At 59.8% G+C, this 20,870-nt stretch carries 22 protein-coding genes, 1 tRNA gene, 1 pseudogene and 1 riboswitch; of the genes and pseudogenes, 23 read left to right on the top strand and 1 reads right to left on the bottom strand.

Annotated elements, in window-relative coordinates:
* Positions 1–259: 259 nt before the first annotated feature.
* From BR48_RS0113860 to ilvC, 12 genes are all read left to right on the top strand, one after another.
* The gene (locus tag BR48_RS0113860) at positions 260–2,065 is read left to right on the top strand and encodes an acetolactate synthase 3 large subunit (protein ID WP_027231851.1); all 1,806 of its coding nucleotides are present in this window, start codon (positions 260–262) and stop codon (positions 2,063–2,065) included.
* Positions 2,066–2,087: 22 nt separating this feature from the next.
* Complete coding sequence (gene ilvN, locus BR48_RS0113855) at positions 2,088–2,660, top strand: acetolactate synthase small subunit (RefSeq protein WP_027231850.1); 573 nt, start codon at positions 2,088–2,090, stop codon at positions 2,658–2,660.
* Between the two features lie 131 nt (positions 2,661–2,791).
* Positions 2,792–3,385, top strand: coding sequence for a LysE family translocator (locus tag BR48_RS0113850; RefSeq protein ID WP_027231849.1), 594 nt, complete (start codon positions 2,792–2,794; stop codon positions 3,383–3,385).
* A 38-nt stretch (positions 3,386–3,423) separates the two neighbouring features.
* Positions 3,424–4,044 (top strand): nitrile hydratase subunit alpha, encoded by a 621-nt coding sequence (nthA, locus tag BR48_RS0113845; protein ID WP_027231848.1) that lies wholly within the window; start codon positions 3,424–3,426, stop codon positions 4,042–4,044.
* Positions 4,041–4,700, top strand: coding sequence for a nitrile hydratase subunit beta (nthB, locus tag BR48_RS0113840; RefSeq protein ID WP_027231847.1), 660 nt, complete (start codon positions 4,041–4,043; stop codon positions 4,698–4,700). Before nthA ends, nthB begins: the two co-directional genes overlap by 4 nt.
* The gene (locus BR48_RS0113835; RefSeq protein WP_280949040.1) at positions 4,687–5,049 is read left to right on the top strand and encodes a nitrile hydratase accessory protein; all 363 of its coding nucleotides are present in this window, start codon (positions 4,687–4,689) and stop codon (positions 5,047–5,049) included. The genes nthB and BR48_RS0113835 overlap by 14 nt, the downstream gene beginning before the upstream one ends.
* A gap of 1 nt (position 5,050) precedes the next feature.
* Positions 5,051–5,497 (top strand): hypothetical protein, encoded by a 447-nt coding sequence (locus tag BR48_RS24595; RefSeq protein ID WP_036814422.1) that lies wholly within the window; start codon positions 5,051–5,053, stop codon positions 5,495–5,497.
* 61 nt (positions 5,498–5,558) lie between these two features.
* The gene (locus BR48_RS0113825) at positions 5,559–6,686 is read left to right on the top strand and encodes an ATP-dependent RecD-like DNA helicase (RefSeq protein ID WP_027231844.1); all 1,128 of its coding nucleotides are present in this window, start codon (positions 5,559–5,561) and stop codon (positions 6,684–6,686) included.
* Between the two features lie 121 nt (positions 6,687–6,807).
* A complete protein-coding gene (locus BR48_RS0113820; RefSeq protein ID WP_027231843.1) occupies positions 6,808–7,548 on the top strand; it encodes a pyridoxine 5'-phosphate synthase in 741 nt (246 codons plus the stop codon).
* A 205-nt stretch (positions 7,549–7,753) separates the two neighbouring features.
* Positions 7,754–9,619, top strand: a complete 1,866-nt coding sequence (locus tag BR48_RS0113815) for a potassium transporter Kup (protein ID WP_228019398.1) — start codon at positions 7,754–7,756, stop codon at positions 9,617–9,619.
* Between the two features lie 179 nt (positions 9,620–9,798).
* Positions 9,799–10,458 (top strand): TetR/AcrR family transcriptional regulator, encoded by a 660-nt coding sequence (locus tag BR48_RS24590; protein WP_036814419.1) that lies wholly within the window; start codon positions 9,799–9,801, stop codon positions 10,456–10,458.
* 20 nt (positions 10,459–10,478) lie between these two features.
* Positions 10,479–11,498 carry a ketol-acid reductoisomerase gene (ilvC, locus tag BR48_RS0113800; RefSeq protein WP_027231841.1) on the top strand — a complete coding sequence of 340 codons (1,020 nt, stop codon included), beginning with the start codon at positions 10,479–10,481 and terminating at the stop codon, positions 11,496–11,498.
* A 63-nt stretch (positions 11,499–11,561) separates the two neighbouring features.
* Here the strand turns inward: ilvC and BR48_RS26660 are convergent.
* A pseudogene (locus BR48_RS26660) lies at positions 11,562–11,684 on the bottom strand (BA14K family protein); the annotation flags it as partial.
* 350 nt (positions 11,685–12,034) lie between these two features.
* Here BR48_RS26660 and BR48_RS0113790 point away from each other — a divergent pair.
* The 11 genes from BR48_RS0113790 (at position 12,035) to BR48_RS0113740 (ending at position 20,859) form a co-directional block, all read left to right on the top strand.
* Positions 12,035–13,150 carry an endonuclease/exonuclease/phosphatase family protein gene (locus tag BR48_RS0113790; protein ID WP_027231839.1) on the top strand — a complete coding sequence of 372 codons (1,116 nt, stop codon included), beginning with the start codon at positions 12,035–12,037 and terminating at the stop codon, positions 13,148–13,150.
* A gap of 3 nt (positions 13,151–13,153) precedes the next feature.
* A complete protein-coding gene (locus tag BR48_RS0113785; protein ID WP_027231838.1) occupies positions 13,154–13,867 on the top strand; it encodes an NUDIX hydrolase in 714 nt (237 codons plus the stop codon).
* 125 nt (positions 13,868–13,992) lie between these two features.
* Positions 13,993–14,910: a PhzF family phenazine biosynthesis protein gene (locus tag BR48_RS0113780; RefSeq protein ID WP_027231837.1), complete on the top strand. Its 918-nt coding sequence runs from the start codon at positions 13,993–13,995 to the stop codon at positions 14,908–14,910.
* Positions 14,911–15,025: 115 nt separating this feature from the next.
* Positions 15,026–15,101 (top strand) — tRNA-Lys (locus BR48_RS0113775).
* 86 nt (positions 15,102–15,187) lie between these two features.
* Positions 15,188–15,532: a RidA family protein gene (locus BR48_RS0113770; protein WP_027231836.1), complete on the top strand. Its 345-nt coding sequence runs from the start codon at positions 15,188–15,190 to the stop codon at positions 15,530–15,532.
* Positions 15,533–15,772: 240 nt separating this feature from the next.
* The gene (gene rpsU, locus BR48_RS0113765) at positions 15,773–16,045 is read left to right on the top strand and encodes a 30S ribosomal protein S21 (RefSeq protein WP_027231835.1); all 273 of its coding nucleotides are present in this window, start codon (positions 15,773–15,775) and stop codon (positions 16,043–16,045) included.
* A gap of 195 nt (positions 16,046–16,240) precedes the next feature.
* Positions 16,241–16,807 (top strand): NAD(P)H-dependent oxidoreductase, encoded by a 567-nt coding sequence (locus tag BR48_RS0113760; protein ID WP_027231834.1) that lies wholly within the window; start codon positions 16,241–16,243, stop codon positions 16,805–16,807.
* 50 nt (positions 16,808–16,857) lie between these two features.
* Positions 16,858–16,976: riboswitch (TPP riboswitch) on the top strand.
* 147 nt (positions 16,977–17,123) lie between these two features.
* Complete coding sequence (gene thiC, locus BR48_RS0113755; protein WP_027231833.1) at positions 17,124–18,926, top strand: phosphomethylpyrimidine synthase ThiC; 1,803 nt, start codon at positions 17,124–17,126, stop codon at positions 18,924–18,926.
* A gap of 3 nt (positions 18,927–18,929) precedes the next feature.
* Entirely contained in the window at positions 18,930–19,889 is a 960-nt protein-coding gene (gene thiO, locus BR48_RS0113750) for a glycine oxidase ThiO (RefSeq protein ID WP_027231832.1), read from the top strand.
* Positions 19,886–20,083 carry a sulfur carrier protein ThiS gene (gene thiS, locus BR48_RS0113745; protein WP_027231831.1) on the top strand — a complete coding sequence of 66 codons (198 nt, stop codon included), beginning with the start codon at positions 19,886–19,888 and terminating at the stop codon, positions 20,081–20,083. Before thiO ends, thiS begins: the two co-directional genes overlap by 4 nt.
* 2 nt (positions 20,084–20,085) lie before the next feature.
* A complete protein-coding gene (locus BR48_RS0113740; RefSeq protein WP_027231830.1) occupies positions 20,086–20,859 on the top strand; it encodes a thiazole synthase in 774 nt (257 codons plus the stop codon).
* Positions 20,860–20,870: the final 11 nt, after the last annotated feature.

Here is a 20,870-nt window from a genome sequence, read left to right as displayed (position 1 = left end):
CCTCAATCGCGATTCATTTGCCAAATCCCTGCATTTTTGCCGTTGACGGATGGAAAATGCCAAATTATCGTCCGCGACCATGAAAACAGTTCTTATCGTCGTGGGATCGCGCATGGGCAGGGTGTTGTAAGCACCCGGCGAAAGCTCCCATGCGCGAAACACAGGCTCCTTCGGGGGCCTTTTTTATTACCAGCATCTCAGTTAAACGAAATCATCTTCTGAAGGGCCGAGAGCCACAGGATCGAACGGGAAGAGACCGATGACCGCAGACAAACAGGATAGTGACAGCCACGCATCGCAACGACGCGAAATGACCGGCGCCGAAATGGTCGTCCAGGCGCTTATCGACCAGGGCGTCAAGGATATTTTCGGTTATCCGGGCGGTGCTGTCCTTCCGATCTATGACGAGCTCTTCCAGCAGGACAAGATCAATCACATCCTCGTGCGCCATGAGCAGGGCGCGGGCCATGCGGCCGAAGGTTACGCCCGCTCGACGGGCACGGTCGGCGTCATGCTGGTAACCTCGGGTCCCGGCGCGACGAATGCGGTGACGCCGCTGCAGGATGCGCTGATGGACTCGATCCCGCTTGTCTGCATCAGCGGCCAGGTCCCAACCAGCCTGATCGGCTCCGACGCATTCCAGGAATGCGATACGGTCGGCATCACGCGCCCCTGCACCAAGCACAATTGGCTGGTCAAGGACGTCAACGATCTGGCGCGCGTACTGCACGAAGCCTTCCACGTAGCCAAGACCGGGCGGCCCGGTCCGGTTCTCGTCGACATTCCGAAGGACGTCCAGTTCGCGACCGGCATGTATACGCCGCCGGAAACCGCGCCGCGCACCAGCTACAACCCTAAGGTCCAGGGCGATATAGAGGCGATCAAGCAGGCGGTTGCGCTGCTCGCCTCCGCGAAGCGTCCGGTCATCTATTCGGGCGGCGGCGTCGTCAACTCCGGCGATGAAGCCAGCAGGCTTTTGCGCGAACTCGTGGAGATCAGCAATTTCCCGATCACATCGACGCTGATGGGCCTTGGCGCCTATCCGGCATCGGGCAAGAACTGGCTCGGCATGCTCGGCATGCATGGCACCTACGAAGCCAACATGGTCATGCACGATTGCGATGTCATGCTGAATATCGGCGCGCGTTTCGACGACCGCATCACCGGCAGGCTCAACGCCTTTTCGCCGAACTCGAAGAAGATTCATATCGATATCGATCCGTCTTCGATCAACAAGTCCGTCCGCGTGGATATTCCGATCATTGGCGATGTCGCCAACGTTCTTGAAGACATGGTGCGCCTGATGCGCGCCTCGTCGGTCCAGCCGGACAAGAAGGCGATCGGCGAATGGTGGTCGCAGATCGACAAGTGGCGCGCACGCAAATCGCTGTCCTATACGCGAAACAAGGACGTGATCATGCCGCAACATGCGCTGGAGCGTCTCTACGCGCTGACGAAGGATCACGACACCTACATCACGACCGAGGTCGGCCAGCACCAGATGTGGGCAGCGCAGTTCTACGGCTTTGAAAAGCCCAATCGCTGGATGACGTCCGGCGGGCTCGGGACGATGGGTTATGGCCTGCCGGCGGCGCTGGGCGTGCAGATCGCGCATCCGAATTCACTGGTCATCGATATTGCCGGCGATGCTTCGGTGCAGATGACGATGCAGGAGATGAGCGCGGCGGTGCAGTACAACGCGCCGATCAAGATCTTCATCCTCAACAACCAGTACATGGGCATGGTGCGCCAATGGCAGCAACTGCTGCACGGCAACCGGCTGTCGCATTCCTATACGGAAGCCTTGCCTGATTTCGTCAAGCTGGCGGAGGCCTATGGCGGGCACGGAATACGCTGCGAGAAGCCAGGCGACCTCGATGATGCGATCCAGGAAATGCTCGACGTCAAGAAGCCGGTTCTCTTCGATTGCCGCGTTGCAAATCTTGCCAACTGCTTCCCGATGATCCCGTCGGGCAAGGCGCACAATGAAATGCTGCTGCCCGATGAAGCAACGGACGAAGCGGTCGCCAATGCCATCGATGCCAAGGGCAGGCAGCTCGTTTAACCGAACCGGAGAAAGAAATATCATGAACGCGCAAAACCTTGCCTCCGGCTCGGCCTACTTCATCGCCAAGGAGACCGAACTACCGGTAACGACGGTCCTATCGGTACTCGTCGACAATGAGCCGGGCGTCCTTGCCCGGGTGATCGGCCTCTTCTCCGGACGGGGCTACAACATTGAGAGCCTTACGGTTTCGGAGACGGAGCACGAGCAGCACCTGTCGCGCATCACCATCGTGACGCGCGGCACGCCGCATGTGCTCGACCAGATTCGCCACCAGCTCGAGCGCATCGTGCCGGTGCATCGTGTCGTCGACCTGTCGGTACGTGCAGGCGAGCTTGGCAATGAAAAGCCGATCCAGCGCGAACTCGCCCTGGTCAAGGTTGCCGGTTTCGGCGACAACCGAAATGAGGCGCTGCGCCTCGCGGAGGCATTCCACGCCAAGGTCGTGGACGCCACCGTCGAGCATTTCATTTTTGAGATAACCGGCAAGGGCTCGAAGCTTGACCAATTCATCGCCATCATGAAGCCGATCGGCCTCGTCGAGATATGCCGCACGGGTGTGGCTGCGATGAATCGCGGCGCACAGGGCATGTAATCTCCAATGGAATGGCTCCAAATGTCAGGGATGCGCAATTGTATCCCTGACAAGATACGCGTTGAGCCGGATATCGAGCGGCCATATAGTTTGGGCCATTCATTTATACTCCATTTATACATGGTTAGATCATGACGCTCGAAATTTTCCTGACGCTGCTCGTCTTTGCCTTTGTCACCTCCATAACCCCCGGTCCGAACAATCTGATGCTGCTGACATCGGGTGTGAATTTCGGTTTCAGGCGGACGATTCCGCATATGTTCGGGATCGGCAGCGGGTTCTTCACCCTGCTTATCGCGGTAGGGCTGGGCCTCGGCGCGCTCATCCACAATTTTCCGCTGGTATACACTGCCCTCAAGTTCGCCGGCGGGGCCTACCTCGTCTACCTTGCCTACAAGATCGCGACATCGCGGTCGCTTGGCACGGTCGACAGCAATGCACGGCCGATGACGTTTTTCGAAGCCGCTGCGTTCCAATGGATCAACCCTAAAGCCTGGGTCATGGCCGTTACCGCCATGGCGACCTACACCTCGTCGGATGCCTATCTGCTGACGGTTCTCATCGTCGGTATCGCTTTTGCCATCGTCAACGTCCCTTCGGTGTCGAGCTGGGCAGCGTTCGGCCAGATGATGCGGGGATGGCTCGCCGATCCCGTCCGGCTTAAATGGTTCAACATCACGATGGCGCTTCTCCTCATTGCGAGCCTCTGGCCAATGCTGAAGTGAGCTTGCACCGGGGCAGGAAAAGGTCTTAAGATTTTTCCATGGCACACGATCACCCCGAGCATCACCCCGACAACGAACTCGATCCCATGGCCGCGCGCGTGCGGGCGCTCGAGACGATCCTGACAGAGAAGGGTCTCGTCGATCCGAAGGCCATCGATGCGATCGTCGATACCTACGAGACGAAAGTCGGCCCGCGCAATGGGGCGAGAGTGGTCGCGAAGGCCTGGTCCGACCCGGAATTTGCCGGTTGGCTGCAACGCGACGCCACCGAAGCAATTGCTTCGCTCGGCTATGCCGGGCGACAGGGCGAACATATGCAAGCGGTGTTCAACACCTCCGATACGCATAACCTTGTGGTCTGCACCTTGTGCTCCTGTTATCCGTGGTCGGTGCTCGGCTTGCCGCCAGTATGGTACAAGGCGCCGCCCTATCGCTCGCGGGCAGTGATCGATCCGCGCGGCGTGCTTGCGGAGTTCGATCTCGTTCTCCCCGAGACGACAAAGATCCGCGTTTGGGATTCGACTGCCGAGCTGCGCTACCTCGTTGTCCCCCTGCGTCCGGCGGGTACCGAGGGTTTCAGCGAGGAACAGCTCGCCGAACTCGTCACACGGGATTCGATGATCGGCACCGGGCTGGCACTGACCCCGGAGGCGGCATGAACGGCCCGCAGGATCTCGGTGGGCAAATGGGATTCGGCCCGGTTGCGCCGGAAAAGGACGAGCCGCTGTTTCATGCGGAGTGGGAAAAGCGTGCGCTCGGCCTGACCATAGCCGCCGGGGCAATGGGGCATTGGAACATCGATGAAAGCCGGCACACGCGCGAAAGCCTGCACCCTGCGGATTATTATTCGTCCACCTATTATGAAATCTGGATCAAGGCGCTCGAGCGATTGCTGCAGCGTCATGGTTTCGTATCGCCCGAGGAACTTGGCAAGGGTCATGCCACAGGCAAGGGCACGGAGCCGAAACGCGTCCTCAAGGCGGAAAACGTCGCGGCGGCCTTGGCGAAGGGTGGACCCTGCGACCGGCCGATGACTGCGCCGCCGCGCTTTTCGGCGGGTGACAGGGTGCGAACACATAATTTCAATCCGCAGACGCATACGCGGCTGCCGCGCTACGCCCGCGGCAAGGCAGGAATCGTCGAGGCTGTGCGGGAGGGCTTCGTCTTTCCGGACACCAACGCCCACGGCAAGGGCGAGAATCCGCAATTCGTTTATACAGTGACCTTTCCCGCTGCTGAGATTTGGGGTGACGGGGCCGACCCGACGCTGACAGTCAGCATCGATGCCTGGGAGAGCTATCTTGAGCCTGCGTGACCTGATCACGCACTCCAAGGGTCTGCCGTCGCAGGATGGCAGTCCTGTCTTTGCCGAGCCATGGCAGGCGGAAGCATTTGCCATGGTTGCTGCCTTGCACGACAGGGGCTTGTTTACCTGGGATGAATGGGCGCATGCGCTCTCGGCTGAATTGAGGCGCCCTGGCGCGCTGGAGGACGCCAGCGATTACTATCATTGCTGGCTTGAGGCCCTGGAAACCCTTGTCGTCACCAAGAATGTTGCGGCAAGAATCGAAGTAGAAGCGCTTGCGGCATCCTGGCAACGCGCCGCCCACGCGACGCCGCACGGCGAGCCCATCAGACTTGAAAACGACCCGGATCGATCCTGAAATGATGATTTCCCTGAACCTGCGCCGGAAGGCGTTTCTCCTTCTTGCGTGCGCAATGCTTGTTCTTGGCGGCGCCGCCATGGCGCAGGAAGACAATTGGCCAACGTCCAGCGAAGACGATTTGCGCAAGCTTATCACTGGGGCGACGCTGACGGGCGAAGTGAAGGCCGAGCCGCCATTCAACTTCAGTGAATTCCTTGCCTCCGACGGAAAGTCGCGCGGCAAGATGATCGAATGCTGCAAGCCGGAGCAGGTCGTCAGCAACGGCATGTCCTATGCGGGCGAGTGGACGCTGGAAAAGGACAATCTGTGCGTTACCTATGAAGGTGAAGCGGACAAGATCTGCTGGCGCCTCCAGGTGAAGGGCGACCGGTTTCGTATGACCGACCAGAAATTCGGTCGGGTCGGCGAGGGGCAGATCCGGGCGGGAAATCCCGATAATCTATAGTATAAGCCGATACCGCGGCATTTTCCTTGCCCTTTGGCGGCGAATCCTGTCAGTCAGACCCATGCAATTATCTCCGCAACAGGATGAAGCGCTACGAGCGGTTTCGACATGGCTGAAGGAAGGGCGACGGCCGATCTTTCGCCTGTTCGGCTATGCCGGCACCGGCAAGACAACGCTCGCCCGCTATTTCGCCGAACATATCGATGGCGACGTCCAGTTTGCGGCCTTTACCGGCAAGGCGGCGCAGGTGCTGCGCTCGAAGGGCGCGGCCAATGCACGGACGTTGCATTCGCTGATTTACCGGCCGCGCGGTGAAGAGGCTGTCGAAGACCAGACGACGGGCAAGACCAGTATCGCGCCGACTTTTTCGCTGAACCGGCAAAGCCCCGTCGCCAAGGCCAAGCTCATCGTCGTCGACGAATGCTCGATGGTTGATGAACAGCTTGGCAAGGATCTGCTGAGTTTCGGCACGCCCATCCTCGTTCTCGGGGATCCCGGGCAGTTGCCGCCGATCTCCGGCGGCGGGTTTTTCACCGAGCACGAGCCGGATTTTCTCTTGAGCGAGATTCACCGGCAGGCGCGGGATAATCCCATCATCCGGCTCGCACTCGACGTGCGCGAGGGTCGCGAATTCGGCTATGGCGACTATGGCGCGGCCAAGGTCATCTCCAAGACCGACGTGACCCAGGACCTCGTGCTTGGCGCCGACCAGGTGCTGGTCGGAACGAACCGCACACGCCGCCGCTACAACCAGCGCTTGCGCGAACTCAAGGGCTTTTCCGCCGCCTTTCCGCAGGCTGGCGACAAGCTGGTTTGCCTGCGCAACGACCCGGCCAAGGGGTTGCTCAATGGCTCGCTGTGGAAGGTTATGACCTCGTCGCGCGAGACCGTGAAGCCGGGCATCAACCTTCTCGTTTCACCCGAAGACGAGGAACCGGGCAGGGGCGTTGCCAAGATCAAGCTCCTGAAGGCCCAGTTCGATGACCCCGACGCTGAAATTCCATGGCAGACGAAAAAGCGCTTCGACGACTTCGACTATGGCTATGCGCTGACGACCCACAAGGCGCAGGGTTCGCAATGGGACGATGTCGTGCTCTTCGACGAAAGCTTTGCATTCCGCGATACCCGCGAGCGCTGGCTCTATACGGCCATTACCCGCGCTGCCGAGCGATTGACCGTTGTTCGGTAGGGCCATGCGTCCGTGACATGGATCGTTCAAATTTCGATCGGCCCTTGAACGAATTACCAATGTCTTATGTCGTATTTCTCAGATAGAACTGTGTGAGACGTTCCTGCGTGGAAATTCGACGATGACTGCAACACTCTCCGTCAACCTCAACGCTATTGCGATGCTGCGCAACCGCCGCGACCTGCCATGGCCGAGCGTGACCGGCCTCGGACGCATAGCGCTGGCGGCCGGAGCGTCCGGCCTGACGGTTCACCCGCGACCGGACGAGCGCCACATACGCTTCTCGGATCTGCCCGAGATTCGTGCGCTCATCGACGATGAGTTCCCCGACGCGGAGTTCAACATAGAAGGCTATCCGACGGCGGAGTTTCTCGAACTCGTCGCCAGGAATGAGCCGGAACAAGTGACCCTCGTTCCTGACGATCCATCGCAAGCTACGTCAGATCACGGTTGGGATGTCGTCGCGAAGGCAGATTATCTGCGCCCGATCATCGCCGGGCTGAAAGAGCGGGGCGCGCGCGTTTCCCTGTTCATCGATCCCGATCCGGAAGCGCCGGCCGGCGCGCAGGCACTCGGGGCTGACCGCGTCGAACTCTACACCGGTCCCTATGGCGGCGCCTTCGATAATCCGCGCCGTGCGGCGGAAGAGCTTTCGAAGCTGGAAGTCACCGCTGCGGCAGCTGCGAAGGTGGGGATAGCGGTCAATGCCGGACACGACCTGACTGTCGCCAATCTGCCGCCTCTGGTCAAGAAAGTGCCAAATCTGGTTGAAGTTTCAATAGGTCATGGCCTGACCGCCGACGCTTTGACCCACGGAATGTCGCGCTCTGTGGAAAGATTCCTCGATGCGCTACGAGCTTAGCCCCTTGATAAGGGTGCGCGATTTGATTTGCCATGCGTTTTTGCATACCGTGAGTCTAGAGCTATGAAGAAATGGCGATTGATATTGCGATGCAACACGGCTAACTCGTCCGCCCACGCTGTCAGAGCGAGGAAAAAATTGCATGAGTGACCAGCAATTGGCTGACGAGAACTACTACAAAGATCCCGTCACCCATGACCCGGATATGCATCACCACAAAGAGACGTTTCCGGTACTTGTGCTTGGGGCACTCGGCGTCGTCTATGGTGATATCGGCACGAGCCCGATCTATGCTTTCCGCGAGGCGCTTCATGCTGCTTCCCTTGATGGAAGCCTGAGCCGGACTGACGTGCTCGGCGTCGTCTCGATGATCTTCTGGGCGCTTACGGTCATTGTCACCATAAAATATGTGCTTTTCGTGCTGCGCGCCGACAATGACGGCGAAGGCGGCATTCTTTCCTTGATGGCCTTGGCACGGGCGAGCTTCAAGACTCGCCCGCAACTTATTCTGGCCCTCGGGATTATCGGCGCGTCGCTGTTTTACGGCGATGCGGTAATCACGCCGGCGATTTCCGTGCTTTCGGCGGTGGAAGGCCTTGAGATCGTCACGCCTACGTTGGAGCCGTTCATCGTCCCGATCACGCTGGTCATTCTGCTGACGCTGTTTTCCATCCAGCGCTTCGGTACGGCGCGTGTCGCGACCGTTTTCGGTCCGATTACCTTGCTCTGGTTCCTTGCCCTCGGCTTCTTTGGCCTTTGGCATCTCGCCGATGATCTGAGCGTCTTTGCCGCAGCCAATCCGGTCTATGCCTTCGAATACATCATCGACAATCCAGCTACCGCCTTCCCGACCATCGGTACGGTATTTCTGGCCGTCACCGGTGCGGAGGCGCTTTACGCCGACCTCGGGCATTTCGGTCGCAAACCCATAGCCACGGCGTGGATGTGGGTCGTTTTTCCGTGCTTGCTCTTGAACTATTTCGGTCAGGGCGCCTTCATTCTCGCGCATGGCGATGCGGCCAAGAATCCGTTCTTCGAAATGTTTCCGAACTGGGCGCTTCTGCCCATGGTCATTCTCGCCACGATGGCGACGGTCATCGCCAGCCAGGCGGTCATCTCGGGTGCCTATTCGCTGTCGCGCCAGGCCGTGCAACTCAATCTCCTGCCGCGTCTGAATATCGAGCACACCTCGGAGAAACAGTCTGGCCAGGTCTATTTGCCACGGGTCAATGTACTCCTCGGCCTCGTCGTCATCTTGCTGGTTCTGGGCTTCGAGCGCTCGTCCAACCTTGCATCGGCCTATGGCATTGCCGTCACCGGCAACATGCTGGTCACGACGACCCTGCTGTTCATCGTCATGCTCCGCATCTGGAAGTGGCGGCTTTGGGTCGCAATCTGCCTGACGCTTTCGTTCCTTATCATCGATCTGACCTTCGTCAGCGCCAATCTGATCAAGGTCGTCGATGGCGGCTGGGCTTCGCTCGTCGTCGCCTTCCTGATCATCCTCGTGATGTTCACCTGGGTGCGCGGCAGCCGCCAGCTCTTCGAAAAGACGCGCAAGGGCGAAGTGCCGCTTGATCTGATTTCGCGCAAGATGGCCGAAAACCCGCCGACGCTGGTTCCTGGTACGGCCGTCTTCCTCACCGGCGATCCAAAGAGCACGCCGACGGCACTGATGCACAGCCTCAAGCACTACAAGGTCTTGCATCAGAACAATGTCATCCTCACCGTCATCACCGCGCCGACGCCGCTGGTAAAGAAGAGCGAGCGCGTGCGGATCGAGCCGATCAACGACCTGTTCATGCGGGTGACGCTGACCTTCGGCTACATGGAGCGGCCCAATATTCCGCGCACCCTCGCCATCTGCCGCAAGCAGGGCTGGAAGTTCGACATCATGACGACGTCCTTCTTCCTGTCGCGGCGTTCGCTGAAAGCTTCGGCGCGGTCCGAAATGCCGCGCTGGCAGGATCGGCTTTTTATTGCCCTTGCTCGCACCGCAAGCGACGCGACGGAGTATTTCCAGATCCCGACCGGGCGCGTCGTCGAAATCGGTACGCAGGTGAATATTTAGAACCTGTTTAGTCTAGGACATGATCGAGGCGGAGTCCGTCCGGGGTCACCCCGGCCGCCAACGCCTCGCCGATACATTCTTTATCGAAAAATAATTGCGCCATCGCGCTTGCCAAATACCCTGCATCGTATTAGAAACCCCGCCGTAACGTACGGTACGGTACGGCAGGGAGTTAACGCGTGCACCCCACAGTCGATGTCAGCGAAAGCGGATTGACCGAGCGTCAGAAGGACGTGCTCGATGCGGCGCTCGCGCTTCTCGTTGAGGCGGGCGACACGCTGACGATGACAAGCGTCGCGCGTCGTGCCAGTTGCTCGAAGGAAAGCCTCTACAAGTGGTTCGGCGACCGCGACGGTCTCTTGACCGCAACAGTGCAATGGCAGGCCCTGAAGGTGAGGGGCGTACCGGTCGATCCAGAGGCTTTCAATCTTGCCTCGCTGACCGCGGGGCTTGAAGGCTTCGCTGCCGATTGGCTGCGTGTGTTGTCGGGCAATATTTCGGTCGCGCTCAACCGGGTCGCCGTTGGTCATGCCGGCAGCGACAAGCACGATCTTGGCGCGATCGTGCTCGAAAACGGCCCATTCGCCATGGCGCGGCGCTTGAAGCCCCTGCTGCAGCTTGGGCGGGAGACCGGCCTTTTGGAATTTCAGGAAACGGACGAGGCGTTTCGCACTTTCTTCGGACTTGTCGTCCGGGATGTGCAAATCCGGTTGCTGCTCGGCGACCGGCTCGGATTGAACGAGACGGCGATCGACCGTGACGCAAGGCGAGCGACACAGCAGTTTCTGGCTCTCTACGGAATTAACACCAACCAGGCCCGGAACGGCCACCAATCCTAACCAAGGGAAGGAATAGATCGATGCGCGTATATTATGACCGCGATGCGGACATTAACCTCATCAAGTCGAAGAAGGTTGCCATTATTGGCTATGGTTCGCAGGGCCGCGCCCATGCGCTGAACCTCAAGGACTCCGGCGCCAAGGACGTGCGCATTGCGCTTCGCCCCGGCTCCGCCACCGCCAAGAAGGCCGAGGCTGACGGCTTCCAGGTCGTGAGCGTTGCCGAGGCTGCAAAATGGGCCGATCTGATGATGATGGCAACGCCGGACGAGCTCCAGGCCGACATCTACAAGGAACATATCGCCGACAATATCCGCGATGGCGCTGCGATCGCCTTCGCGCACGGCCTCAACGTGCATTTCGGCCTCATCGAGCCGAAGAAGAGCGTAGACGTCGTCATGATCGCCCCGAAGGGCCCGGGCCACACCGTGCGCGGTGAATACCAGAAGGGCGGCGGCGTTCCCTGCCTTATCGCCATCCATCAAGATGCTTCCGGCAATGCGCATGATCTCGCGCTTTCCTATGCTTGTGGCGTTGGCGGCGGCCGTTCGGGTGTCATCGAGACCAATTTCCGCGAAGAGTGCGAAACCGACCTCTTCGGCGAGCAGGTCGTTCTGTGCGGCGGTCTGGTCGAACTGATCCGCGCCGGCTTTGAAACGCTGGTCGAGGCTGGCTATGCGCCGGAAATGGCCTATTTCGAGTGCCTGCACGAAGTGAAGCTGATTGTCGACCTTATCTATGAAGGCGGCATCGCCAACATGAACTATTCGATCTCGAATACGGCCGAATGGGGCGAATACGTCTCAGGTCCGCGCATCATCACCGCCGAGACCAAGGCCGAGATGAAGCGTGTTCTGAAGGATATCCAGACCGGCAAATTCACGTCCGACTGGATGCAGGAATACAAGGCCGGCGCGTCGCGCTTCAAGGGCATTCGCCGCATGAACGACGCCCACCAGATCGAAGAAGTCGGCGAAAAGCTGCGCGGCATGATGCCGTGGATCGGCAAGAACAAGCTGGTCGACAAGGCCAAGAACTAAGACGTTATCGTGTGAAGCAGAAAGGCCGGCGGAGCGATCCGCCGGCCTTTTCACCCTCTGCATTTACAAATCGCATTGCCGCCGCGGTGCGTTATATGGCTGGAACGTGTTGTCGGAAGGGCGGTACGACTGGTAGCGCGCGCGGCACCGTTCGACCTGGCTCGGTCCGGACGGCCCGACCGGACGGCGAACGCGAAAATCGTAGCAGCGCGACGAACCGGTACAATCAGGCGAGGCAATATTCGCAGGCGAACCATTCTTGAGGATGATCGGCTGGCGCGGGATGACGTCGAGGCCACGCGGCGCCGGGCGATAGGTCTGCACTTCCTGTGCTGATGCGACGCTCATCGAGATCGGCGCGGCGAGGCAGATGGCAAGGGCAATTGCGAGGTTTTTCATTTGTCCGGTCTTTCCATTCGCACAACATATAGGAGCAAGCGCCACGATAGCCACTGGTGGTCATCGCCGAACCCGATTAGGTTTCCTAAAAAGCAACGTTGCTTTGTACCGAATGGTTTCAACCTGGACCCCTCCGCATGTCCGTCCGCATCGCTACCTTCAATGTCGAGAACCTGATGAGCCGGTTCGATTTTTCCGGGTTCCGTAATAATCTCAACATGGATCGTTCGCTCCAGCTCTTTCAGATTCAGGACGAGGCGCAATTCAGGCAACTCGAACAGGCCCGCGCCATTGCCCATGCGGACGATACGCGCCAATTGACGGCGCTGGCGATTGCCGAAACCCATGCCGACATATTGTGCCTGCAGGAGGTCGACAATATCGGCGCGCTGAATGCTTTCGAGTTCGGCTACCTGTTCAAGATGGTGGGCGAGGGCTACCGCCACAAATACATGGTCGAAGGCAATGACAGCCGCGGCATCGATGTCGCCGTGCTCCTGCGCGACCAGACGCGCTATGGCGAACCGATCGAATTTGTGTCCATGACCAGCCACGCGCATGTGACCTATGACGATTTCGGGCTTTACGATCCGCAGCTTGGCCTTGTTGGGATCACCGCCAATGAGCGCATTTTCAAGCGCGACTGTCTCGAGATCGATGTGCGCATCGCCGGCAAGCCGCTCAGCCTCTTCGTCTGCCATTTCAAGTCGATGGGATCGCCGCGCAATGGTCTCGACGGGCGAACCTCGACCATGCCGGTGCGTGTTGCAGAGGCGAAGGCCGTGCGGCGCATCATCAGTGAAAAGTTTGCGTCAAGCGGCGGCCCGGCGGACAAGCACTGGTTGATCTGCGGCGATTTCAACGATTATCGCGAGCGGGTGGTGATCGGCGGCGATTCCATGAGCGGCTATACGTTTGCTCCGGTCAACGACCCGGTCAGCTGCGTCGATGTCCTGCTCGAAGGCGGGTTCTGCGAAAACCTGGTGGAGAGGCGGCCGATCATGGATCGCTGGACGCTTTATCATACGCGCGGCCCGCAGGAACGGCATCTTTGCCAGCTCGACTATATCCTGGCCTCGCCGGAGCTTGCCCGTTCCAACGGCAAGGTTCTCCCCGACATCATCCGCAACGGCCAGCCGCACCGGACAATCTTTCCGCCCGGCCAAGAGGTCGATCGCTTTCCACGCACTGGCTGGGACCGGCCCAAGGCCAGTGATCATTGCCCGGTGGCAGTTACTCTCGATATGGTTTGAACGATGCTGGATATTCCGGAAGGTGCGGTCATTCCGCTGAAGAGCGCGACCGTGCGCATCGACGGCGCACCCCTGGCCTATGAATTGCAGAACAGCGCGGATATTGCGGCAAACTGGTCGCGCGCGACCGCCGACAACCCGGCCTTGTTCAATGGTCCGTTCTTCATGGCGGAGGAGGCATCGGTTGCGGGTGGCGATTTCCGCGCACGATATCACCGCACGCGCTTTGCAACGATGATGCACTGGAAGGGCAATGTGTCTGCCGAAAAGCCCTGGCACATTTTTGGCGTGGGCGTCATCGTTTCCAGCGACAACAGGTTGATCGCCGGCCGTATGGCGCCTTCGACGTCGGCAGCGGGCCGCATCTATTTTCCAGCCGGCTCCTTCGATGAGGACGATGTCGTCGGCGACCATATCGATATCGACGGCAATATGATGCGTGAAGTCGAAGAGGAAACCGGCATTGATCTTTTGCGGGCGGCAGGCAGGGACGATGCCATATATCTCGTAACCGTGAACCGCAGCATCGCGCTGTTCCGCCGCCACTATTTCGATCTGACCGCGGCGACCATTCTCGATCGCATCCGCGCGCACATTGCCTCGGAAAACGATCCGGAACTCGATGATATTGTTGCGATTTCCGGCGCCGGTGCAATGCGCGAGGCGACGCCGCCGACATTTCGCGCCTTTGCAGACTGGCACTTCGGCCGGCCTTGAGCTTGCGCCGCAAGAGCGTAAGCTTTCAGGCCTCGGACCCGCCCAAAATGTAACCGTCACAAGCTTTGGCTTGAATGGGCGGGACCATCCACTAATTTCTGCGCATTCACGCGGGGAGAACGCAAATGGCTGGTCGGAACTACGAAGTCTACGACGTCTTTACGGACAAGGTATTGGCGGGAAATCCCTTGGCCATCGTCCACGATACGGATGGGCTCGACAGCGAGGCAATGCAGAAGATTGCGCGGGAGTTCAACCTTTCCGAAACGGTGTTCGTGCTTGCGGCCCGGAACCCGGCACATACGGCCTGGGCGCGTATCTTCACACCGGACTATGAGATGCCGTTCGCCGGTCATCCGACCGTGGGCACGGCGATTTCGCTGGCGCAACGACGCTTTGGCGCCGTCGAAGAGGATCAGGACGCGCTGATCATTCTTGAGGAGCAGGTTGGCCCGGTGCGCTGCGGCGTCCGCCTTACCGCGAGCGGTGCTTTTGCGGAGTTCGACCTGCCGAAGCTTCCCGTGCAGATACCCTACAATTACGACAGGATCGCAATTGCCAACGCGCTGCGGCTCGAACCGCGGGAGATTGGCTTCGAAAATCATGTACCGAGCATCTGGGACGCGGGCGTGCCATTCATGATGGTCCCGGTCCATGGTCTCGAATCGGCTGGCCGCATCCGTATCAACCAGACGGCTATGAAGGATGTTGCCCCGACCATCGGGCATCGCCAGTTGCCGGTCTACTGCTATTGCCGCGAAACTATCCTGCACGATAGCCATTTTCATTCGCGCATGTTCGTCAGCGATGACGGCACCTACGAGGATCCTGCGACAGGCTCGGCGACGGCTGCCTTTGCCGGCGCCATCCACGCCTTCGACAGGCCGCTCGACGGAGTGCTGCGGCTCTCGATCGAACAAGGCTACGAGATGGGCAGGCCGTCGCGCCTGCAACTGGAACTAGATATTGCCGAGGAGAAGCTCCTCGGCGCGCGTATTGGCGGTTCGGCGGTCAAGATCGCGGAGGGCCGTCTTTTTGCTTGATATGCTGCCTTGCGCTGTTCCTGTGCGCGGCCGTCATAAAGTTTTCAAGAAGGGCTGGACAGGCAGGAAATGCCCCGTTATAGAGCCCTCACTTTCGGTCGTCACAGCGGCTGACGGGCACATAGCTCAGTTGGTAGAGCAGCTGACTCTTAATCAGCGGGTCGTAGGTTCGATCCCTACTGTGCCCACCATTCTTTCGAAAAAAGGGCCGCATGGCCCTTTTTTCATGCACGCGAGGCAGAATCAACCTGCCGGCAAACGCTAGAGGAGACTTCCCATGAGCATCCGTCGTATTGAAGTTGGTCCACGCATGAGCCAGGCCGTTATCCATGGCAACACGGTATATCTCGCCGGGCAGGTGGGTGGCCCGGGCAAGAGTGTTACCGAGCAGACCAAGGATGTGCTTGCGGCCGTCGATCGCCTGCTCAAGGAAGCCGGCACCGACAAGTCGAAGCTGCTCCAGGCCATTATCTGGCTCGACGACATGAAGGACTTCAGCGAGATGAACGCCGTGTGGGATAGCTGGGTCGATCCGGCTAATACGCCCGCGCGCGCGACCGGCGAAGCCAAGCTCGCAACGCCCGAATACAAGGTCGAGATCATCGTCACCGCCGCTCTCTGATTCGGTTTGGCGCACGTCAAAGTGCGTTATTCTTGAAGCGGTTGTCACCATCCTGCCGTAAAAGGCGGTTTCTTTGCAGCAAAGCCCGAGTAAATTGCTCGGGCAGGCTGGATTTTTGGCGCGGAAATGCATAAAGTCCGCGCTTCTCCGGATTGCCACAGGGGCAATTCTTCAAACGCTTGTCTGATTGTAGCCAATTGCTATTGCGCAAGACGAGGCAAGCATGGGTAAGGAAAACGATTGCAAGTACTCGTTCGAGACAACAATGTTGAACAGGCCCTCCGGGTCTTGAAGAAAAAGATGCAGCGGGAGGGTCTCTTCCGCGAAATGAAGGCGCGCCAGGCATTCGAAAAGCCGTCCGAGCGCCGTGTCCGTGAAAAAGCTGAAGCCGTTAGCCGCGCCCGCAAGGCAGCGCGCAAGCAGGCGCAGCGCGAAGGTCTCCTGCCAGGGCCGAAGAAGAAGGAACGCCCGCCGCGTCCGAATGGCAATAGCGGTGGCGACTTCAACCGATAGTCGGTGACCGGCCGTCCGGTCATTTTTATAGCGAGAAAACCCGCACGGCCTTGCTCGGGCGGGTTTCGTTTTTCCTGGCCCTGAATGGTCGGCCGGGATCATCCCTTGGGCGGTTTCCAGAAAGTGCCTCCTTGCGCGGCCCAATAGCCTGCCTATTCATGCAGGCATTCAGTCATGCATCATGGAGACAAGCATATGGCGCTCAAGCTCAACATTATCATTGCCAGCACACGCCCCGGTCGTGGCGGTCCGGCAGTCGCAAAGTGGTTTCATGAATTTGCCAGCTTGGATGCCCGGTTTGAAACTGCGCTGATCGACCTTGCCGAAATCAACCTGCCTCTCCTTGATGAACCGCATCATCCCCGCATGCAGAAATATGAAAAGGCTCATACCAAGCGTTGGAGCAGCCTCGTCGATGCGGCAGACGCAACCGTTTTCGTTACGCCGGAATATGATTATTTCGCTCCGCCATCGCTCATCAACGCTTTGATTTACCTGTCGAAGGAGTGGAATTACAAACCGGCCGGATTTGTCAGCTATGGCGGCGTATCCGGCGGCTTGCGCTCGGTCGAGTCGGTAAAAGGGCTGGTTGCGGGCTTGCGCATGATGCCGATTCCCGATGGCGTTGCAGTGCATTCGTATCAGCAGTTCATCGATGATGAAGGCGTCTTCCAGCCCACCGAATCGATGACGGGCAGCGCGGCGACAATGCTGGCGGAGCTTGCCAAGTGGGCAGAGGCCCTGAAGCCGCTGCGCGCCTAAGCTGACGTATTGACCCGCTTGACAACAGCGTTGCAGGCGGGTCTCTTAGAGACATTCACCAGGGGGGTCCCGACAAGGGGCTGAGATACTGCTGGCCATCGGCAAGCGCAGTGACCCGTTGAACCTGATCCAGTTCATACTGGCGTAGGGACGGTGCAAAAGTCTGCGCGGGCCAGGGATCTCCTGTTGTAGTTCGCACAAGCCTTTCATCCTTCCGGCACAGAACTGGGTTTCGCGCCTGCATGGCCATAATGGCGTGCGGGCAATTTGAACTGGCGGGCGTTTTTGAGCGTTCGCGGAGCAAAGGAACCTGATGATGACCGCAATTACTCCAATCGTTTCGACCGGCGCGCTCCCGGCATCGACCAAGGTCTACAAGGCCGGGCGCATATATGCGGATTTGCGCGTACCGATGCGCGAAATTGCCGTGCATCCGACGGCGGGCGAGCCCCACGTCACCGTCTATGATGCGTCCGGCCCCTATAGCGATCCGCTCGTGACTATCGATATTGCGCAGGGCCTGCCACGCATGCGGGAGGCCTGGCTTGAGGCGAGGGGCGACACGATTGTTTATGACGGCCGCCACGTTCTCCCCGCCGATAATGGCTTTGCGACCGGTGAGCGTCTGACGCCGGCTTTCTCCGGCCTCAGCAGGCCACGCAGGTCCAGGGACGGCCGTGCCGTTACCCAACTCGCCTATGCGCGGGCAGGCATCGTTACGCCGGAGATGGAGTTTGTCGCGATTCGCGAAAACCTTGGCCGCGAAGCGGCGAGGAGCGCGTTGGTACGCGACGGCGAATCCTTCGGAGCGGCAATACCGGACTATGTGGCGCCCGAATTCGTGCGCGACGAGATCGCGCGGGGCAGGGCGATCATCCCTGCCAATATCAACCACCCCGAACTCGAGCCGATGATCATCGGCCGCAATTTCCTCGTCAAGATCAATGCCAATATCGGCAATTCCGCTGTCACCTCTTCGATGGCCGAGGAGGTCGAGAAAATGGTCTGGGCGACGCGCTGGGGCGCGGATACGGTCATGGACCTTTCGACCGGACGCAATATTCACAATATTCGCGAGTGGATCATCCGCAACGCGCCAGTGCCGATCGGCACGGTGCCGCTCTATCAGGCGCTGGAAAAGGTGGGCGGTATCGCCGAGGATCTGAGCTGGGAGATTTTTCGCGATACGCTGATCGAACAGGCGGAACAGGGCGTCGACTATTTCACCATCCATGCCGGGGTGCGGCTTCATTACATCCCGCTCACCGTCAACCGGGTAACCGGCATTGTCTCGCGCGGCGGCTCGATCATGGCGAAGTGGTGCCTGCATCACCACAGGGAAAGCTTCCTTTACGAGCATTTCGCGGAAATCTGCGATATCTGCCGCGTCTATGATGTCTCCTTCTCCCTGGGCGATGGGCTGCGGCCTGGCTCGATCGCCGATGCCAACGATGCGGCGCAATTTGCCGAGCTCGAGACGCTCGGCGAACTCACCCGGATCGCCTGGGCCAAGGATTGCCAGGTGATGATCGAAGGGCCCGGCCACGTGCCAATGCACAAGATCAAGGAGAACATGGACAAGCAACTCGCCGTTTGCGGCGAGGCTCCATTCTATACGCTCGGACCGCTGACGACAGACATCGCACCCGGCTACGATCACATCACCTCCGGCATCGGCGCAGCAATGATCGGCTGGTTCGGCACAGCAATGCTCTGCTATGTCACGCCCAAGGAGCATCTCGGCCTGCCCAATCGGGACGACGTCAAGGTCGGCGTCATCACCTACAAGATCGCCGCCCATGCGGCCGACCTTGCCAAGGGTCATCCGGCGGCGAAACTACGCGACGACGCGCTGTCGCGGGCGCGTTTCGAGTTCCGCTGGGAAGACCAGTTCAACCTGTCGCTCGATCCCGAAACCGCGCGCCTCTACCACGATGAGACACTTCCGAAAGAAGCGCACAAAGTGGCGCATTTCTGCTCGATGTGCGGGCCGAAATTCTGCTCGATGCGCATTTCGCACGACATCAGGGCGGAGGCGCAGAAGGAAGGCATGGCGGCGATGGCGGCGAAATTCCGCGAGGGCGGCGATCTCTATATGCCGCTGGAAAATGGCGGCTGATTCATGGCGGTGCTTGTCAAAGGCGCTGGCGTTGCCGGCCTGGCGGTTGCGCATGAACTGATGGTGCGCGGTATCGAGGTGACCGTGGTCGATCCTGCGCCCGGAGGCCTAAGGGCCGCATCCTGGTATGCCGGCGGCATGCTCGCGCCCTATTGCGAAAGGGAAAGCGCCGAGCAGGCTGTCGTCGAGCTTGGACGAGGGGCAGCCGATTGGTGGGAGGAAGCACTGCCCGGCAGCGTGACCCGGAACGGCACGCTGGTCCTCGCCCCGGCACGCGACCATAAGGAACTCGACCGTTTTGGGGCGCGCACGTCCGGCTTCGAAATGATCGATGAAGGAGAGATTGCGGCGCTTGAGCCCGACCTTTCCGGCCGCTTTCGCAAGGGGCTTCACTTTCCCAGCGAAGCGCATCTCGATCCTCGCCACGCGCTGGTCGTTCTTGCGGCAAAGCTTGCCGCCTGCGGTGTCTGTTTCGAAACCGATCTGTCGGCCCCGTCGGACTTCGATTGGACCATAGAATGTGTCGGACGCGCGACGCAGGACGAGAACATTCGCGGCGTGCGCGGCGAAATGCTGCTGTTGCGCACGCCGGATGTTGCCCTGTCACGGCCGATACGGCTCATTCATCCACGCTTTCCCGTCTACATTGTGCCAAGGGCAGGACAGACCTTCATGGTCGGCGCAACGATGATCGAAAGCGATGCGACCGGGCCGATTACGGCGCGCTCGATGATGGAACTGCTGAATGCTGCCTATAGCCTCCATCCAGCCTTTGGCGAGGCTGAGATCGTGGAGACTGGAACCGGTATCCGGCCGGCCTATGCCGACAACCTGCCGCGCGTCGTCCGCAACGGCAATGCAATCAGCATCAATGGACTTTTCCGCCACGGTTTCCTGCTTGCTCCCGCCATGGCGCGGCAGGCTGCGGACATGATTTTCGATGAAAGGAACAAGGCGCAATGAAACTCATCGTCAATGGTGAAACGCGTGAGGTCGGGGCGCAATTCCTCAACGCGCTGCTGAGCGAGCTGGAGTTCGAGGGTGAATGGCTGGCGACAGCGCTGAATGGCGAACTCGTCCGCTCGGCCGAGCGCGCGGACTGCGCGCTCCGGGAGGGGGACCGCGTCGAAATTCTGACGCCGCAGCAGGGAGGCTGACCATGCTTACGCTTTACGGCACCGAACTTCATTCACATTTGCTGCTCGGAACCGCGCAATACCCATCGCCGGCAATTCTGCTCGACGCCATTAAGGCCTCAGGCACCGGGGTCGTCACGGTTTCCTTGCGCCGCGAAACGGCGGGTGGCAGTTCCGGTGAAAGGTTCTGGTCGTTGATCCGCTCGTCCGGCGTGCGCGTGCTGCCGAATACGGCCGGCTGCCATTCGGCGAAGGAAGCGGTGCTGACGGCGCAAATGGCGCGTGATCTCTTCGCCACGGATTGGATCAAGCTCGAAGTCATCGGCAACCACGACACGCTGCAACCGGATGTTTTCGCCCTGGTCGAGGCCGCGGGTATCCTCAGCAACGAGGGATTCAAGGTCTTTCCCTATACGACCGACGACCTTGTCGTCGCCGGGAGGCTGATCGATGCCGGCTGCGAGGTGCTGATGCCGTGGTGCGCTCCGATCGGCTCGGCGCAAGGCCCGCTGAACCTGCATGCGCTGCGCTCGCTGCGCGGTCATTTTCCGGAGGTCCCGTTGATTGTCGATGCCGGCCTCGGCCGTCCGTCGCATGCGGCGACCGTGATGGAACTCGGCTTTGATGCGATTCTGCTCAACACGGCCGTGGCGAAGGCAGGTGATCCGGTGGCGATGGCCGGCGCCTTCGCCAAGGCGACGGAGGCCGGCTACGCCGCATTTCGCGCCGGCATGCTCGAGCCGCGCGATGTTGCCGTGCCGTCAACGCCGGTGATCGGCAAGGCAGTTTTTGGCTAGCAAACGCCTCG

It is taken from the genome of Phyllobacterium sp. UNC302MFCol5.2 (assembly GCF_000686005.1).
Taxonomy (GTDB): Bacteria; Pseudomonadota; Alphaproteobacteria; order Rhizobiales; family Rhizobiaceae; genus Phyllobacterium; species Phyllobacterium pellucidum.
The sequence above is the reverse complement of the archived record's forward strand: the minus strand, read 5'-3'. Positions and strand labels throughout refer to the sequence as shown.

What these genes read in the sequence shown, in the direction of transcription:
- BR48_RS0113850 (WP_027231849.1), top strand. Translation starts at nt 2,792, where the DNA reads ATGACGCTCGAAATTTTCCTGACGCTGCTCGTCTTTGCCTTTGTCACC.
- BR48_RS0113820 (WP_027231843.1), top strand. Translation starts at nt 6,808, where the DNA reads ATGACTGCAACACTCTCCGTCAACCTCAACGCTATTGCGATGCTGCGC.
- nthB (WP_027231847.1), top strand. Translation starts at nt 4,041, where the DNA reads ATGAACGGCCCGCAGGATCTCGGTGGGCAAATGGGATTCGGCCCGGTT.
- BR48_RS0113790 (WP_027231839.1), top strand. Translation starts at nt 12,035, where the DNA reads ATGTCCGTCCGCATCGCTACCTTCAATGTCGAGAACCTGATGAGCCGG.
- BR48_RS0113860 (WP_027231851.1), top strand. Translation starts at nt 260, where the DNA reads ATGACCGCAGACAAACAGGATAGTGACAGCCACGCATCGCAACGACGC.
- BR48_RS0113825 (WP_027231844.1), top strand. Translation starts at nt 5,559, where the DNA reads ATGCAATTATCTCCGCAACAGGATGAAGCGCTACGAGCGGTTTCGACA.
- BR48_RS0113785 (WP_027231838.1), top strand. Translation starts at nt 13,154, where the DNA reads ATGCTGGATATTCCGGAAGGTGCGGTCATTCCGCTGAAGAGCGCGACC.
- BR48_RS24595 (WP_036814422.1), top strand. Translation starts at nt 5,051, where the DNA reads ATGATGATTTCCCTGAACCTGCGCCGGAAGGCGTTTCTCCTTCTTGCG.
- BR48_RS0113740 (WP_027231830.1), top strand. Translation starts at nt 20,086, where the DNA reads ATGCTTACGCTTTACGGCACCGAACTTCATTCACATTTGCTGCTCGGA.
- nthA (WP_027231848.1), top strand. Translation starts at nt 3,424, where the DNA reads ATGGCACACGATCACCCCGAGCATCACCCCGACAACGAACTCGATCCC.
- BR48_RS0113770 (WP_027231836.1), top strand. Translation starts at nt 15,188, where the DNA reads ATGAGCATCCGTCGTATTGAAGTTGGTCCACGCATGAGCCAGGCCGTT.
- thiO (WP_027231832.1), top strand. Translation starts at nt 18,930, where the DNA reads ATGGCGGTGCTTGTCAAAGGCGCTGGCGTTGCCGGCCTGGCGGTTGCG.
- thiC (WP_027231833.1), top strand. Translation starts at nt 17,124, where the DNA reads ATGACCGCAATTACTCCAATCGTTTCGACCGGCGCGCTCCCGGCATCG.
- ilvC (WP_027231841.1), top strand. Translation starts at nt 10,479, where the DNA reads ATGCGCGTATATTATGACCGCGATGCGGACATTAACCTCATCAAGTCG.
- BR48_RS0113780 (WP_027231837.1), top strand. Translation starts at nt 13,993, where the DNA reads ATGGCTGGTCGGAACTACGAAGTCTACGACGTCTTTACGGACAAGGTA.
- ilvN (WP_027231850.1), top strand. Translation starts at nt 2,088, where the DNA reads ATGAACGCGCAAAACCTTGCCTCCGGCTCGGCCTACTTCATCGCCAAG.
- BR48_RS0113815 (WP_228019398.1), top strand. Translation starts at nt 7,754, where the DNA reads ATGCATCACCACAAAGAGACGTTTCCGGTACTTGTGCTTGGGGCACTC.
- BR48_RS0113760 (WP_027231834.1), top strand. Translation starts at nt 16,241, where the DNA reads ATGGCGCTCAAGCTCAACATTATCATTGCCAGCACACGCCCCGGTCGT.
- thiS (WP_027231831.1), top strand. Translation starts at nt 19,886, where the DNA reads ATGAAACTCATCGTCAATGGTGAAACGCGTGAGGTCGGGGCGCAATTC.